Annotated in this window: 13 protein-coding genes; 12 read left to right on the top strand and 1 reads right to left on the bottom strand. The window is 62.5% G+C overall.

What is annotated here, in order from left to right; all coding sequences use genetic code 11:
• Nucleotides 1-32 precede the first annotated feature (32 nt).
• The 9 genes from ACN5W5_RS23310 (at nucleotide 33) to ACN5W5_RS23270 (ending at nucleotide 9,397) form a co-directional block, all read left to right on the top strand.
• Nucleotides 33-1,034 carry an amidohydrolase family protein gene (locus ACN5W5_RS23310; protein ID WP_420050802.1) on the top strand — a complete coding sequence of 334 codons (1,002 nt, stop codon included), beginning with the start codon at nucleotides 33-35 and terminating at the stop codon, nucleotides 1,032-1,034.
• An 11-nt stretch (nucleotides 1,035-1,045) separates the two neighbouring features.
• Nucleotides 1,046-2,281: a Rieske 2Fe-2S domain-containing protein gene (locus ACN5W5_RS23305; protein WP_420050801.1), complete on the top strand. Its 1,236-nt coding sequence runs from the start codon at nucleotides 1,046-1,048 to the stop codon at nucleotides 2,279-2,281.
• A 93-nt stretch (nucleotides 2,282-2,374) separates the two neighbouring features.
• Nucleotides 2,375-3,349 (top strand): tripartite tricarboxylate transporter substrate-binding protein, encoded by a 975-nt coding sequence (locus ACN5W5_RS23300; RefSeq protein WP_420050800.1) that lies wholly within the window; start codon nucleotides 2,375-2,377, stop codon nucleotides 3,347-3,349.
• 4 nt (nucleotides 3,350-3,353) lie between these two features.
• Nucleotides 3,354-4,646: a Rieske 2Fe-2S domain-containing protein gene (locus ACN5W5_RS23295; protein ID WP_420050799.1), complete on the top strand. Its 1,293-nt coding sequence runs from the start codon at nucleotides 3,354-3,356 to the stop codon at nucleotides 4,644-4,646.
• An 11-nt stretch (nucleotides 4,647-4,657) separates the two neighbouring features.
• Nucleotides 4,658-5,635 carry a PDR/VanB family oxidoreductase gene (locus ACN5W5_RS23290; RefSeq protein ID WP_420050798.1) on the top strand — a complete coding sequence of 326 codons (978 nt, stop codon included), beginning with the start codon at nucleotides 4,658-4,660 and terminating at the stop codon, nucleotides 5,633-5,635.
• 36 nt (nucleotides 5,636-5,671) lie between these two features.
• On the top strand, nucleotides 5,672-6,460 hold the full coding sequence (locus tag ACN5W5_RS23285; protein ID WP_420050797.1) for a crotonase/enoyl-CoA hydratase family protein: 789 nt from the start codon (nucleotides 5,672-5,674) through the stop codon (nucleotides 6,458-6,460).
• A gap of 9 nt (nucleotides 6,461-6,469) precedes the next feature.
• On the top strand, nucleotides 6,470-7,819 hold the full coding sequence (locus tag ACN5W5_RS23280; protein ID WP_420050796.1) for a 3-hydroxyacyl-CoA dehydrogenase NAD-binding domain-containing protein: 1,350 nt from the start codon (nucleotides 6,470-6,472) through the stop codon (nucleotides 7,817-7,819).
• A gap of 27 nt (nucleotides 7,820-7,846) precedes the next feature.
• The gene (locus ACN5W5_RS23275; RefSeq protein ID WP_420050795.1) at nucleotides 7,847-8,593 is read left to right on the top strand and encodes an SDR family NAD(P)-dependent oxidoreductase; all 747 of its coding nucleotides are present in this window, start codon (nucleotides 7,847-7,849) and stop codon (nucleotides 8,591-8,593) included.
• Between the two features lie 24 nt (nucleotides 8,594-8,617).
• The gene (locus tag ACN5W5_RS23270) at nucleotides 8,618-9,397 is read left to right on the top strand and encodes an SDR family oxidoreductase (protein WP_420050794.1); all 780 of its coding nucleotides are present in this window, start codon (nucleotides 8,618-8,620) and stop codon (nucleotides 9,395-9,397) included.
• A 162-nt stretch (nucleotides 9,398-9,559) separates the two neighbouring features.
• Here the strand turns inward: ACN5W5_RS23270 and ACN5W5_RS23265 are convergent, their stop codons facing one another.
• The gene (locus ACN5W5_RS23265) at nucleotides 9,560-11,035 is read right to left on the bottom strand and encodes an IS3 family transposase (RefSeq protein WP_420050793.1); all 1,476 of its coding nucleotides are present in this window, start codon (nucleotides 11,033-11,035) and stop codon (nucleotides 9,560-9,562) included.
• A 761-nt stretch (nucleotides 11,036-11,796) separates the two neighbouring features.
• On the opposite strand from ACN5W5_RS23265, the gene ACN5W5_RS23260 reads away from it, so the two are divergent.
• From ACN5W5_RS23260 to ACN5W5_RS23250, 3 genes are all read left to right on the top strand, one after another.
• Nucleotides 11,797-12,075, top strand: coding sequence for a helix-turn-helix domain-containing protein (locus ACN5W5_RS23260; protein ID WP_420050792.1), 279 nt, complete (start codon nucleotides 11,797-11,799; stop codon nucleotides 12,073-12,075).
• Nucleotides 12,076-12,599: 524 nt separating this feature from the next.
• Entirely contained in the window at nucleotides 12,600-13,613 is a 1,014-nt protein-coding gene (locus ACN5W5_RS23255) for a hypothetical protein (RefSeq protein ID WP_420050791.1), read from the top strand.
• Nucleotides 13,610-13,843, top strand: a complete 234-nt coding sequence (locus ACN5W5_RS23250; RefSeq protein ID WP_420050790.1) for a hypothetical protein — start codon at nucleotides 13,610-13,612, stop codon at nucleotides 13,841-13,843. Before ACN5W5_RS23255 ends, ACN5W5_RS23250 begins: the two co-directional genes overlap by 4 nt.
• Nucleotides 13,844-13,904: the final 61 nt, after the last annotated feature.

Raw genomic sequence — 13,904 nt, 5'->3', positions numbered from 1 at the left:
CCCTTCACCACTTCCACAGGAGACGCCGTTTCATGATCATCGATTCCCACGCCCACATTCACATGCCGCCGGAGAGCTTCCGCTTCATGGCGGAACTCGTTGGTGGGCGTGCCAACCCCTACACCCTGCCCAAGATTCCGGAGGCTTCGATCCGCAAGGTGGCCGAGGACCAGATCCGCATCATGGATTCGGTCGGCACCGACATCCAGTTCATCTCGCCGCGCCCCTACCTGCAGTTGCACTCGGTCAAGCCCGGCAAGGTCACCGAACTCTGGTCCCAGCATTGCAACGGCCTGATCGCCGAGTTCGTCAAGCTGTTCCCGGACCGCTTCCGGGGCGTGGCCGGCCTGCCGCAGTTCATGGACGAAGCGCTCGACGTGCGTGCCATCCCGGAACTCCGGCGTTGCGTCAACGAACTCGGCTTTGTCGGCTGCCTCATCAACCCCGATGCCACCGAAGGCCTGGGGGATCCACCCGGCATGGGTGACCCGTACTGGCACCCGCTCTACCAGGCGATGGTCGAACTCGACGTGCCCGGCCTCATCCACTCCGCCAGCAGCTGCAGCGAACGCGAGTCCTACACCCTCAAGTTCCTGAACGAGGAAACCATCTCCATCGTCTCGCTGCTGGGCGCCAAGACCTTCGACACCTTCCCCGATCTCAAGATCGTGGTGGCCCACGGCGGCGGCGCCATTCCCTACCAGATGGGCCGTTTCCGTTCGTGGAACGTGCGCAAGGGCGAAAAGGAGACCTTCGACGAACAGCTCAAGAAGCTCTACTTCGACACCTGCAACTACAGCAGCGAAGCGATGGAGCTGCTGCTCAAGGTGGCCGGCACCGACAACGTCCTGTTCGGCACCGAAAAGCCCGGAACCGGCAGCGCACGCGATCCCCTCACCGGGCGCGACTACGACGACATGAAACCGGTCATCGAAGGCATCGGCTGGCTGACCGAAGAACAGAAGAAAAACATCTTTGAGTGCAACTGCCGGCGCGTGTACCCGCGCGCCTTCCGCAAAGACGAAGACTGCTGAGGAGAACCGACATGCCGCTGAGCAAAGAAGACAACGATCTGCTGACCCGCGTCGACAACGGCGCGCCCATGGGCGAAATGATCCGCCAGCACTACTGGATGCCCGCCGTGCCGGCCTTCAAGCTGGAGGCCGATGGCGCGCCGGTGCGCGTGCGCCTGCTGGGCAAGAACTACGTGGCCTTCCGCGCCACCAACGGCGACGTCGGCGTGCTCGACGAGCAGTGCCCACACCGCAAGGCCTCGCTGGCCCTGGGCCGCAACGAGGACAACGGCATCCGCTGCATCTACCACGGCTGGAAGTTCAACGTCAAAGGCGAGGTGGTGGAAGCCCCCAACCACGCTGGCAACCAGGAACAGTTCTGCCAGCACGTGCGGGTGAACCGCTACACCGCGGTGGACCGGGGTGGCATCGTCTGGGTCTGGCTGGGCACGGGCGACACGCCGCCCCCCTTCCCCGACCTGCCGTTCATGGACCTGCCGGCCACCCAGCGCTCGGTGACCAGCGCGGAGGTGCCCACCAACTGGGTGCAGGGCGTGGAAGCGTCCATGGACTCCTCGCACGTGGGCGTGCTGCACGAGTCCACCACCCAGCTCACGGCCGGCGGCGGCAACCAGCGCATGCTGATGACCAAGGCGCTGGCGCCCAAGCTGGAGTTCGAGGAGCGACCCTACGGCTACCGCTACGCCGCCTTGCGAGCCCTGCCCGACGGCAACACCTACGCGCGGATCAACAACTTCGTCATGCCGTGGTACGGCATCATCTGCCCGCCCGACGACCAGGGCCCGACCACGGTGTTCTTCTCCACCCCGGTGGACGACGTGACGCACCGCGCCTGGTTCGTGCACTACAACCCGCACCGTCCGCTGGGCATGACCATCATGTCGGCCACGCCCGACGTGTGGAACTTCCCGCCGCTGCCGCCGGGCGCCGCCAAAGACAACTGGGGCCAGAACCGCGACATCATGAAACGCGGCCACAAGACCGGCTTCCCCCAGCACCTGGGCACCGAGGACTTCGCCATGTTTCTGAGCCAGGGCCCGATCGCCGACCGCACCGACGAGCAACTCTGCTCGGCCGACGGCGCCGTCATCCGCGTGCGCCAGGCGCTGCTGAAGGCCGCGCGCGAATTCATGGAAGGCAAGGCGCCCACCATGGCCCACCACCCCGACCTGGACTACCGAAAGATCCGCTCGGTGGGCGTGGTGCTGCCCACCGGCACCGACTGGCGCGCCCTGGCCGACGCCTGAGCCGCTCCACTTCACCGGTCCGAAAGGTGCACAGACACCTCGGGCCACCACCGGACCGTCTGGTCCGTGCATGTCCTTATCCAGGAGACAAACATGAAGATCAACCGCCGTCACCTCTTGCTCTCCGGTGGCGCCCTGCTGGCGCTGCCCCAGGCCAGCTGGGCCCAGACCAGGCCCGCCATCCGCATCCTCGTGGGCTTCCCCCCGGGCGGCGCCACCGACGCCATCGCCCGGGTGGTTGCCGACCGCCTGCCCAACCTGCTGGGGCAGCCGGTGATCATCGACAACAAGGCCGGGGTGGGCGGTCGCATGGCCGCCGACGCGTTGCTCGCAGCGCCGGCCGACGGCCTGACCTTCATGGTGGCCCCCAACGCCACCCCCACCTTCCAGATGCTGGTGTTCGGCCACCAGATCCGCTGGAACATCGTGAAAGACTTCACCCCGGTGGCCACCGTGGCCTCGTACCCGCTGGGCATGGGCGTGGCCGTGAACACCGGGGCGACGAACGCGCGCGAGTTCATTGAATGGGTCAAGAAAAACCCCGGCAAGGGCAGCTTCGGCACCCCCGGCCTCGGCGGGCAGAACGCTTTCCTGGGCGAGCAGCTGGCCAAGACGGCCGGCATCGACCTGCCCGTCACACCCTACAAGGGCTCGCCGCCGATGGTGAACGACCTGCTGGGCGGCCATGTGCCATCGGCCATCAGCCTCATGGACGGCATGATGGCGCACCACCGCGCCGGCAAGATCCGCGTGATCGGCATCTTCACCAAGGAGCGTTCACCGCTGATGCCCGACATCCCGACCTTTGCCGAACAGGGCATCGACGTCACCTCGGGCGAAGGCTGGACCGGCATGTGGGCACGCGCGGGCACACCCGCCGCCGAGATCGAGCGCATGCAGAAGGCCGTCCAGCAGGTGCTGCAGATGCCCGAGGTCAAGGAACAGATGGCCCAGCGCCTGTGGGTGCAGCCGCACTTCCGCAACGGCGCCGAGATGGACAAACTGCAGCGCGCGGAGCTGGCCCACTGGGAACCCATCATCAAGGCCTCGGGCTTCAAGCCCGAGTGATGGCGTGCTGAGCGAAGACAAAAACCGGCAGCTGACCCAGGTGGGGCCGGGCACCCCCATGGGCGAGGTGCTGCGTCGCCACTGGCACCCGGTTGCCGGCATCGACGAGCTGGATCGCAACCCCGTCAAGCCGGTGCGGCTGATGGGCGAAGACCTGGTGCTGTTCAAGGACCTCTCGGGTCGGTACGGTCTGGTGGACCGCCATTGCGCCCACCGCCGCGCCGACCTGAGCTACGGCTTTGTCGAAGCCAACGGCATCCGTTGCAACTACCACGGCTGGCAATACGACGCCCACGGACAGTGTGTGGCTCAGCCGTACGAAGAGCAGGTTGATCCACAAGCTCGACTGAAATGCAAAGTCAAGCTCAAAGCCTACCAAGTTCAACCGCTCGCCGGCCTGCTGTGGGCCTACATGGGCCCGCTGCCTGCGCCCGAACTGCCCGACTGGGCGCCCTTCCACTGGCCCAACGGCTTTGTGCAGGCGGTGTTTGCCGATGTGCCCTGCAACTGGTTGCAGACGCAAGAGAACTCGATCGACCCGGTGCACTTCGAGTGGATGCACGCCAACTGGAGCCGCCGACTGCGCGGTGCGGCCGGGCCCGAAGGGGACGGCTACGCGCCCACGCACCTGAAGCTGGCGTTTGAAGCGTTCGAACACGGTTTTCTGTACAAGCGCATCACCGCCGACACCGACGAGCGCCACCCGCTCTGGACCATCGGGCGCGTCTGCCTGTGGCCCAACGGCTTTTTTCTCGGCGACCACTTCGAGTGGCGCGTGCCGGTGGACGACGAGAACACGCTGAGCGTCACCTGGTCGTTCATCCGCGTCCCACGGGAGTCCGAGCCCTACCAGCAAGCCAGCATCCCCACCTGGGTCAGCCCGATCCGCGACCCCGATGGCCGCTGGCTCACCAGCCACGTGATCAACCAGGACATCGTGGCCTGGGTCGGCCAGGGCCGCATCGCCGACCGCACGCAGGAACACCTGGGGGCCAGCGACCGTGGCATCGCCATGCTGCGCCGCCAGCTGTTCGAGGACATCGACGCGGTGCAGGCGGGGCGCGATCCCAAGGGCATTCTGCGCGACCCCGAACGCAACGAGCGCCTGGAGCTGCCCAGCGACTCGCGCGATTTTTTCCTCAACGGCCTGCACCTGGCCGACTACCAGCGGCACCCCAAGTGGGGCCGGCTGTTGAACCACTTCATCTTCCACGCCGGCCAGCCGGCCTGGGTTCAGCAAGCGCACGAAGAGGCCACGGGCGTGGCCATCCAGCCGATGCAGGTGATCGACCTCTGAAGGACCGACACGTGACCCTTTCTTCCACCTTCCAGGTTCGCCTGCGTTCCATCACCTTCGAGGCCGAGCACATCCTCGGCTTCGAGCTGGTGCCCCTGCACCCGGCCCAGCGCCTGCCCGCGTTCACGGCCGGCGCACACATCGACCTGCACCTGAACACCCCGGGCGGCCCGCTGGTGCGCAGCTATTCGCTGCTCAACGACCCGCGGGAAACCCACCGCTATGGCATCGGCGTGAACCGCGACCCGAAGTCGCGCGGCGGTTCGCGCCATGTGCACGAAGCGCTGCGCGCGGGCGACGTGCTCACCATCAGCGAGCCGCGCAACAACTTCCCGCTCGACGAGAGCGCGCCCTTCAACGTGTTCATCGCGGGCGGCATCGGCATCACGCCCATGCTCGGCATGATCGCCCGCTCACAGGCGCTGGGCACGCCCTGGCGCCTGCACTACACCGCGCGCACCCGGGAACACACGGGCTTTCTGGCGGTGCTGGCCACCTACCAGGGCCAGGCCGGCGCCGAGGTGCTGCTCAACTTCGACCAGGAACCCGGTGGGCAGATGCTGGACCTGGACCGCGTCGTGGCCGGACTGCCCGCCGGGGCGCACGTGTACTGCTGCGGCCCGCTGCCCATGCTCGAAGCCTATGAGCGGGCCACGACCGGCCTGCCGCCCGAGCGCGTGCACCGCGAGTACTTCGCGGCCAAGGAAGCCGCCGCCACCGGCGGGGGCTTCACCGTGGAGCTGGCGCGCAGCCGCAAGACGCTGGAGGTGCCCGAAGGCAAGTCCATCCTGGACTGCCTGATCGACCTCCGGGTGGAGCCGCCGTTTTCGTGCCGCGAAGGCGTGTGCGGCACCTGCGAGGTGCGCGTGCTCGAAGGCATCCCCGACCACCGCGACCTGGTGCTGACCGATGCCGAACGCGCCGTGGGCGACCGCATGATGGTCTGCTGCTCCGGCGCAAAGACCCGCAAGTTGGTGCTCGATCTCTGAGCCGCCGCCTCCCCGTTCCAAACCGAAAGTCGACTCATGAGCGAACCCCTGATCACCTACCAACTCGACGGCGCCATCGCCCTGATCGGCCTGAACCGCCCGGACAAACGCAATGCCATCAACGACCCGCTGATCGACGAACTGCGCGCCGCGGTGCTGCGCGCCCACGAAGAGGCCGACGTGGCCGTGCTGTTCGGCCATGGCAGCAACTTCTGCGCCGGACTGGACCTGGCCGAGGCGCTGGCCCGCGCCACCGGACAGATCAAGGCGCCGCGCAAACGCAAGCGCCACAACTGGCACGAGGTGTTCGACCTGATCGCCCGCGGCCCGATTCCGTTCGTGGCGGCGCTGCATGGCGCGGTGGTCGGCGGTGGACTGGAATTGGCCATGGCGGCCCATGTGCGCGTGTGCGACGACACCGCGCTTTTTGGTCTGCCCGAAGGCCAGCGCGGCATCTTCGTGGGCGGCGGCGGCACCGTGCGCATCCAGCGCGTGGTGGGCACCACGGTGATGATGGACATGATGCTGACCGGTCGCCTGCTCACGCCCGCCGAGGGTCTGCAGGAACACGTGGTGCGCTACGTCACGCCCGCCGGCGAGGCCCTCACCAAGGCCCGTGAGCTGGCCGCGCGCATCGGCAAGAACAGCCTGGACACCAACTGGATGATCATCAACGTGCTGCCGCGCATCCACGACATGTCGCACGACGACGGCCTCTTCGTCGAGCAACTCAACTCCGCCCGCGCGCGTCCGCCGGAAGCCGAGGCCCGCCTGCGCGAGTTCGTCGACGGCAAAGCGAAGAAGCTGCAAGACAACCAGGCCTGAGAAACCACCATGAGCACCATTGACCTGTTCACCGTCAGCGAAGAAGAGCGCGCCCGCGCCACGGCCCACGCCCGCATGGCCACCACCCAGGCCGCGAACATCCCCGACATCCCGGCCGGCACGCCGCTGCGCCCGGTGAACCGGGTCGCCGTCATCGGCGCCGGCACCATGGGCGGCGGCATCGCCATGTCGTTGGCCGCCATGGGCATTCCCGTCACCCTGATCGACAGCAGCGCCGAGGGGCTGGAGCGCGGCCTGGCCCGCGTGAAAGACAACTACGCCACCACCGTCAAGCGGGGCAAGCTCGGCCAGGCCGATATGGACCAGCGCCTGGCACTGATCACTGGCTCCCTGGCCATGGCCGATGTGAAAGACGCCGACATGGTGATCGAGGCGGTGTTCGAAGACATGGGCCTGAAGCAGGACATCTTCCGCCAGCTCGACACCCTCTGCAAACCGGGCGCCATCCTGGCGACCAACACCTCGGGCCTGGACGTGGACGCCATCGCGGCCGTCACCTCGCGCCCGCAGGACGTGGTGGGTGCGCACTTCTTCAGCCCGGCCCATGTCATGAAACTGTTGGAGGTGGTGCGAGGCGCCCGGACGGCGCCCGACGTGATCGCCACCCTGATGGACCTGGGCCGGCGCATGGGCAAGATCGCCGTGCTCTCACGCATCTACCCCGGCTTCATCGGCAACGCGCTCTTCCGCCACTACACCCGCGAAGCCCACTTTCTGGTGGAGGACGGCGCCCTGCCCCACGAGGTGGACGCCGCACTGAAAAAATTCGGCTACGCCATGGGCATCTTCGCGGTGCACGACATGGCCGGCAACGACGTGGGCTACCAGACCCGCAAGGCCCAGATGGCCACGCGACCGACCGACCGGCGCTGGAACGACCTGATCCTCAAGCTCTGCGACCAGGGCCGCCTGGGGCAGAAAAGCGGCAAGGGCTGGTACCGCTATGAGGCCGGTGACCGCACGCCGCAGCGCGATCCCGATCTGGAGCGTTTCATCGTCGACGAGTCGGCCCGCATGGGCATCGTGCGCCAGCCCATCAGCGAAGACGACATCATCAAACGCTGCCTTTACGGCATGGTCAACGAGGGCGCCCGTTTGCTGGAGCACGGCATTGCCTCGCGCCCGAGCGACATCGACATCACCTACCTGACCGGCTACGGTTTCCCGGCCCACCACGGCGGCCCCATGTACCTGGCGGACCGCATCGGTCTGGCGAATGTGCTGGCCGACATTCAGCAGTTGCACGCCCAGTATGGCCACTGGTGGCAGCCGGCGCCCTTGCTGGAACAGCTGGTGCGGGAAGGCAAGCGCTTCGCGGATCTTCAGCCAGTGACCTGAACACTCGACCCCACAAGCAGAACCATCATGGAACGACTGAAACACAAGATTGCGGTGGTCACCGGCGCTGCGTCGGGCATGGGCCGAGGCATCGCGCTCAAGCTGGCGCACGAGGGCGCGTGCGTTGCACTGCTGGATGTGCAGGACACCACCGCCGTTCGAGATGAGATCCTCGCGGCCGGAGGTGATGCGTTCGGCCTGCGCTGTGATGTCACCCAGGATGCCGACATGGCGGCCGCGCAACTGGCGGTCGCCGAGCGTTGGGGGCGGGTCGACATCCTGGTCAACAACGCCGGAATCCTGTCCGGCCGCAAACCCTGGTTTGAACATACGCGTGAGGATTTGGACCGTTTCCTCCAGGTCAACTTCATGGGTTACTTTCTGATCACCAAGACTTTCTATCCCCTGTTGAAAAAAAGCACCGCCGGCCGTGTGATCAACATCGCCTCGCGCACCTATTTCCTGGCCAACCCCGGACAGATGGCCTATGTGGCCAGCAAGGGCGCGGTCATGGGCATGACGCGCGTGCTGGCCAAGGAGCTGGGGGAAGAGAACATCACCGTGAACGCCGTCGCCCCCGGCATGATCGCCACGGCCGGCACGTTGGCGCATTCGGGTGAAGACGCATTTGACCGCGTGATGCAGAACCAGGCCCTGAAGAAGCGCGGCAGACCTGAGCACCTGGCCAGTCTGGTGGCCTACCTCGCCAGTGACGAGGCCGAGATGATCACCGGACAGATGATGTTGTGCGACGGCGGCGGATACCTGCATTGACGGGCCAACCAACCGAAAGACTGTATGGATCTCGGCATTCAAGGAAAGAAGGCGCTGGTTTGCGCTTCATCACAAGGGCTGGGTTATGCGTGTGCGCTCGCCTTGGCGCAGGAAGGATGTGAGGTCATCATCAATGGGCGGGATATGCCCAAGCTCCAGCGGGCGGCCGAGGCCCTGCGGCGCGAGACGGATGCCCGCGTTACACCCGTTCAGACCGACATTGCCACCGAGGCCGGGCGCGCTGCCCTGCTCGCCGCGTGCCCGGCGCCCGACATTCTGGTGAACAACAACGCCGGCCCACCGCCCGGACAGCTGGCGGACTGGGACCACGCGGCATGGATCGGGGCGCTGGAGAGCAACCTGCTCGCCGCGACCTTTCTAATCCAGGCGTCCCTGCCAGGGATGCGCGAACGCCGGTTTGGGCGGATCGTCAACATCACCTCGGCCATGGTCAAGTCGCCCCACGCGGCCATGGGTCTGTCCACCGCCGCTCGCGCCGCCCTCACCGCGCTCTGCAAGGCCTTGTCGCGCGAGGCCATCGTCGACAACGTCACCATCAACAACCTGTTGCCCGAGCGCTTTGATACGCCGCGGCAGGCGTTCATGGCATCGCGCCTGATGCAGGAAGAGGGGATACCCCGCGATGAAGCCAGACGAAAGATAACCGACACCTTGCCCGCCAAGCGGTTTGGAGATCCCGCCGAGTTCGGTGCAGCCTGCGCATTTCTCTGCAGCGCCAAGTCAGGATTCATGACAGGGCAAAACCTGCAACTGGATGGTGGCGCCTATTGCGGTTTGGTGTAAGGACTTAGGACCGCGATTGATTCTCCTCAGCTGATGCCAGCAAGGTCAGACTGGAGCATTCGTGTCAGGCAAGTGCCGACCACTTTCCAGAATGGGATCAACCCTGTTGATTCATTTCCAAAGTTGAGCCATTGGGGGTGCGGCGTAATTCTTGGACTGGTTTCAGTTGACTAAGCCCAGACTTTCGCGGTACTCGATGGGGCTGAGGAAGCCCAGCGATATCTTGATCCGTTTTTCGTTGTACCAGACGATGTACTTGTGCACCGCTCGGATGAACACCTCGATGGTGGTCGACTTCCAATCCTGCGGGTAGAACATCTCATTCTTCAGGCGCCCAAAGAAACCTTCGCAGGCCGCGTTGTCCGGTGAGCACCCTTTGCGCGACATCGACATCGACATCGACCGCGTCAGCTTCGCGCTGTGCATTCGAGCGAGCCAGCCCGGCCAGCGGTAATGGGCACCACGGTCGGAGTCCGGTCGGGTACCAAGCGTCCAACTCACCACCATGCCATCGAAGCAGTCGATCACAGGCGAGAGGTAAACCTTTCCAGCCGGGATCTGGAACTCCGTAATGTCGGTGAGCCACTTCTCATTCGGTGTCGCCGCCTGGAAGTCACGGTTGAGGAGGTTGTCTGGCGCAAGGCTGATCTCTCCGAGGTAGTACCCGTATCGACGCTTTTTGCGAGCGGGAACATTCAAGCCCTCCTGCTTCATCAGGCGCAGCACAACTTTCTCAGACATGTGCACCTGGCGTCTGCCCAGCGCCGCACGCATGCGCCGGTAACCATAGCTGCGGTGGTTGCTCTGAAACACATCGGCAGCGGCAACGCGGGCGTCAGCGTATTTGTCAGGTCTTCGCTGGCGGGCGCAGTGGTAGAAGTAGGAACTGCGAGCCAAGCCAAGTTCGCCAAGTAGCTCTGTGAGCGAGTAGATGGGCTTCAGGGCGTCAACCAGCAGGGTCTTCTCCCGATTGCTCAGGAGCTGAGGGTTGACGCCCAGGCCTTTTTTTAACAGTTCGTTGACCTTCTTCAAGATGTCATATTCGAGCTGAAGACGGTGAATGCTCTGTTGAAGCAACTCGACTTGCCGTTGCAGTTCGGCGGTATCGGGCACTGGCGGTGAATCGTTTGGACGCTTCATGGATGCGGGTACCTCGCGGCCGAGCAACTGGTTTTTCCAGTTGTACAGCGTAGGCCGACACACCGCCAGCTTCTGCGCAATTTCTTGTGCGCTGGTCTTTCGAGTGCAAAGCTCAATCACCGCTGCACTTTGAAGTGCGTCGGAGTGCAGGGTGTTCGGTGACCGCGCCACCATTCGGTGGCGAACTTCGGGGTGCAGCTCGTCAATCCACTCGGTCAGTAGCGCCCGACCGGGATATCCCAATGCCCGCATGGTCGAGGCAATGTATCGATCGTGATCAAGGTAATGCTTCACCGCAGCTTGCTTCTGCTGATCGGAATATTTCTGTCCTGATCGCGAGTACCCGACTCGCAGTTCTTGGCTTCGCTCGTACTCCCGGTACCAGCCAATGAGCGAGTTCTTGGTCGGATAGCCCAACTGGCAGATGGTGGCCCTGAGGCGCTTGCCAAGCTTGATGTAGAGCTTGACGGCTCGGATTCGGTCTTCGTAGGAATACATGAACTACCTCCAGGTAGTCCAGGTTTTTAGCCGCATCCCCACTGGCGCAGTTGTGCTGATGAATCAACAAACGGGGGCGTGATGTTACCCATATGACGTGGGCAACAACTTGCGTGCAACGCAAGGTTTGGTGCGGCTGGCGGGGATTAACCCCATGTCTCAGCCCCATTGCGAGCACCGGTGGTTGAGTGAGCATTTTATGCCACTACTTTGGGCTAGCAGCATCCCCCAAGGCAGGAGCATCACATGGCAAGCTCAAACTACCCTGGTGCTCAACCAGCATGCATGGCTGGAGTTGGACTTCGCATATCAAACCCTACAACTCAAAGCCTGATCGCCCTCCGGAAACCTAGCTCAGCTCAGCATTGGGCTTCCCCCAGTTTCCCGGGAGGGGGTCAGAACCTACAACATTCGTCCCATGACAAGAATGTTGCTACTCCAGATCAGCAGTGCACGTTGGACATATCCGAACGCTCTTGCTCGCAAGTGGATTCCTACAGTGTCCACAGCGCCACGTCATCGACATTGAAGAGCCCAAGAAGAAGAGCCAAAGCAGAAGCAAGATACCGATGGCGATCCCCACTGCTCCAAAAACTGCACCCAACACGAACGGGGCAAGTATCCCGAGGGCCTGCACAAAACACCCCTTTCCTGCGAAGGAGCTCACTCGCTCACGCTTAGCTTTCATTTAGCCTCCAAAATCCCATTTTGGGTTTATTCCAAAACAGAATCATAAAGCGGCTTGCTCGTCACCTGCCGCCTTGAAGACTACTCACCTAAAAGCCTATCGCGACTTTCTTGATCTACTGATCAAGGAACGTAAGAGTGCGGGCTTGAGTCAGTACGTTCTTGCGGACAGGCTAGGCAAGCCTCAGTCCCATGTTTCTAAGGTAGAAACAGGTGAGCGGAGGCTTGACCTGGTGGACTATGTGCAATGGACCAAGGCGCTAAACGTTGATCCTTTAGGCCCCATGCAGTTGCTGATCTCAGGAGTACGTCTGCCCCGTCGCCGACTCAAACTCCCTCCGCCACAGGAATGATCACTCATGTCCCGCCACGGCCTGCCAGCTTCTGGTTGCGCTGTCCTTCTTCACTTAGATCCGGCACGGCCTCCTGCACGATGCGCTGAAGGTAGGCAACGCTAGCAGCGCCCAAGCATTGAGATAGACGTATGCGGCCATCCCACCCTTGAAGGGTTGGATGTTGCACAGCGGATTGAAGATTCTCCTTCACGTATTCATCAAGTGGGGTGACCTGAGGCGCTGGTCTCCTTTGCTCTGCTTACACGCGGTTGGTATCGTTTCTAGAGGAGAACAACAACATCTGTTTGCTATCGGTGACCTGGCACGCGTGAGTGTCGGCAGCTGAGGTCACTTGTCATTCAAGGATCGCCGAATAAACCCTCCGCTGGCGAAGCCACTCAACAAAACCGTGGACAATAACAATGAATCCTTGGCTTCTGATCGTTTTAGATGCACGGGGCGTGTCTTCCACTGAATAAAAGATAAAAATGCGAACATCAACAAAAGGGGGAGCACAAGTTCCTTCCTCTGACGAGGCACACATGTACGTCCACAATGGAATTCATGCTGTGGGAGGGTTTCCTGAGGCATTGTGTGGGTTTTGGCACAGCACACTCCCAGCGCTCGTTAGTCCTCGCGCATCCATTTCGTTACGCGCGCTTGTCATTTTGCTTTCTCGCATCTTGGTGGTTGCCGCAACGGCCTTGTTCCCGCTGTTAGTGAGAAAAACACTTACTACCTCTCAGCCGGAATCGATCAATACGGTTGGTGAGGGGTTTGCATACATTGGAACTGCAATTGCAAACGCATCATCGCTTGACTATGTGTTTGGTGGAATCGCACTCTTTGTAGTCGGTGCTCCGAAGCTGCTTGACCTGTTCGACAAAAGTAAAGATGTCGAGGCGCATTCACCCTTCTTTGACTTGACCGCAGCGCTCAGAAAAACACCGATTCAGCAAGGCATCCAAACACAGCAAACAGATGATGCAATCCGGTTGGCGCTAGGTGCTTTACGCGACGAAATGTCTCTCTTGATAGGCGGAGTGCCCAGCAAACGAGTGACTGATGTAACCCTGCTTGAGTTTTGCGACCCGGAGGGCAAGCAGATGCAGGTGCGCGCTCGGACGGCAAACCATGAAGAGGTCAAAAGACCTGTCGATGCGAAGAGGTTTGTTGCCTACTACGTCGCGCTTGAAGGACGAAATTTTGTCGAACATGATTTTAGGAACGGAAAGAACCCGTTCCCACCGAAGCGGGTCTCAGTGAGAGGAAGCCATGACATCGACTACCGGAGCGTGCTTTATATCCCGATCGTTTGTGTCGAGAAGCTTCCACCAGCAGCGGGACATCATGGTGCCCCTCAAGTGGTGGATAGCTGTGTTGGGGTCATCTGCGTCCACAGTTCGAAACCGTACCGATTTTGGCGGTGGGGCGACCACACGAAGGGCGTGGGCGGGTTCGCCGACGTTGCGTTTAGTCGGTCTATGCCCTACATTGCCCTCATCGAGCAGTTGTTAAGTCGTACAGCACACAACGTCAAGCTGGAGGCCAAATGAGCCAAAACCATGTGGAGTCACCAGTACTCAACTATGACCCAGAGCTACTCAAGACGATTGAGCAGATTGGAATTGCTCGATTTGTTGGTCGTATCAACGCGGGAGTAATTCCTACTGAACAAGGGTACGCGGCCGTCGAGCACTTCGTCGCACACGCTAAGGAACGTCCTTTTGTGAGCAAGGTCGCACACATGGTGTTGGGACGAGTCGACAGCTATGCGCTTCGGTGATTCGAGTGTCCATTCAACCTGCAGGTTCCGTACCTGAGATGTGCTGCGTAGGTTCCCAAGA

Source organism: Hydrogenophaga sp. ZJX-1 (assembly GCF_048590325.1).
GTDB lineage: Bacteria > Pseudomonadota > Gammaproteobacteria > Burkholderiales > Burkholderiaceae_C > Hydrogenophaga.
Note: the sequence above shows the minus strand (reverse complement) of the source record. Positions and strands in the feature narration are given on the sequence as shown.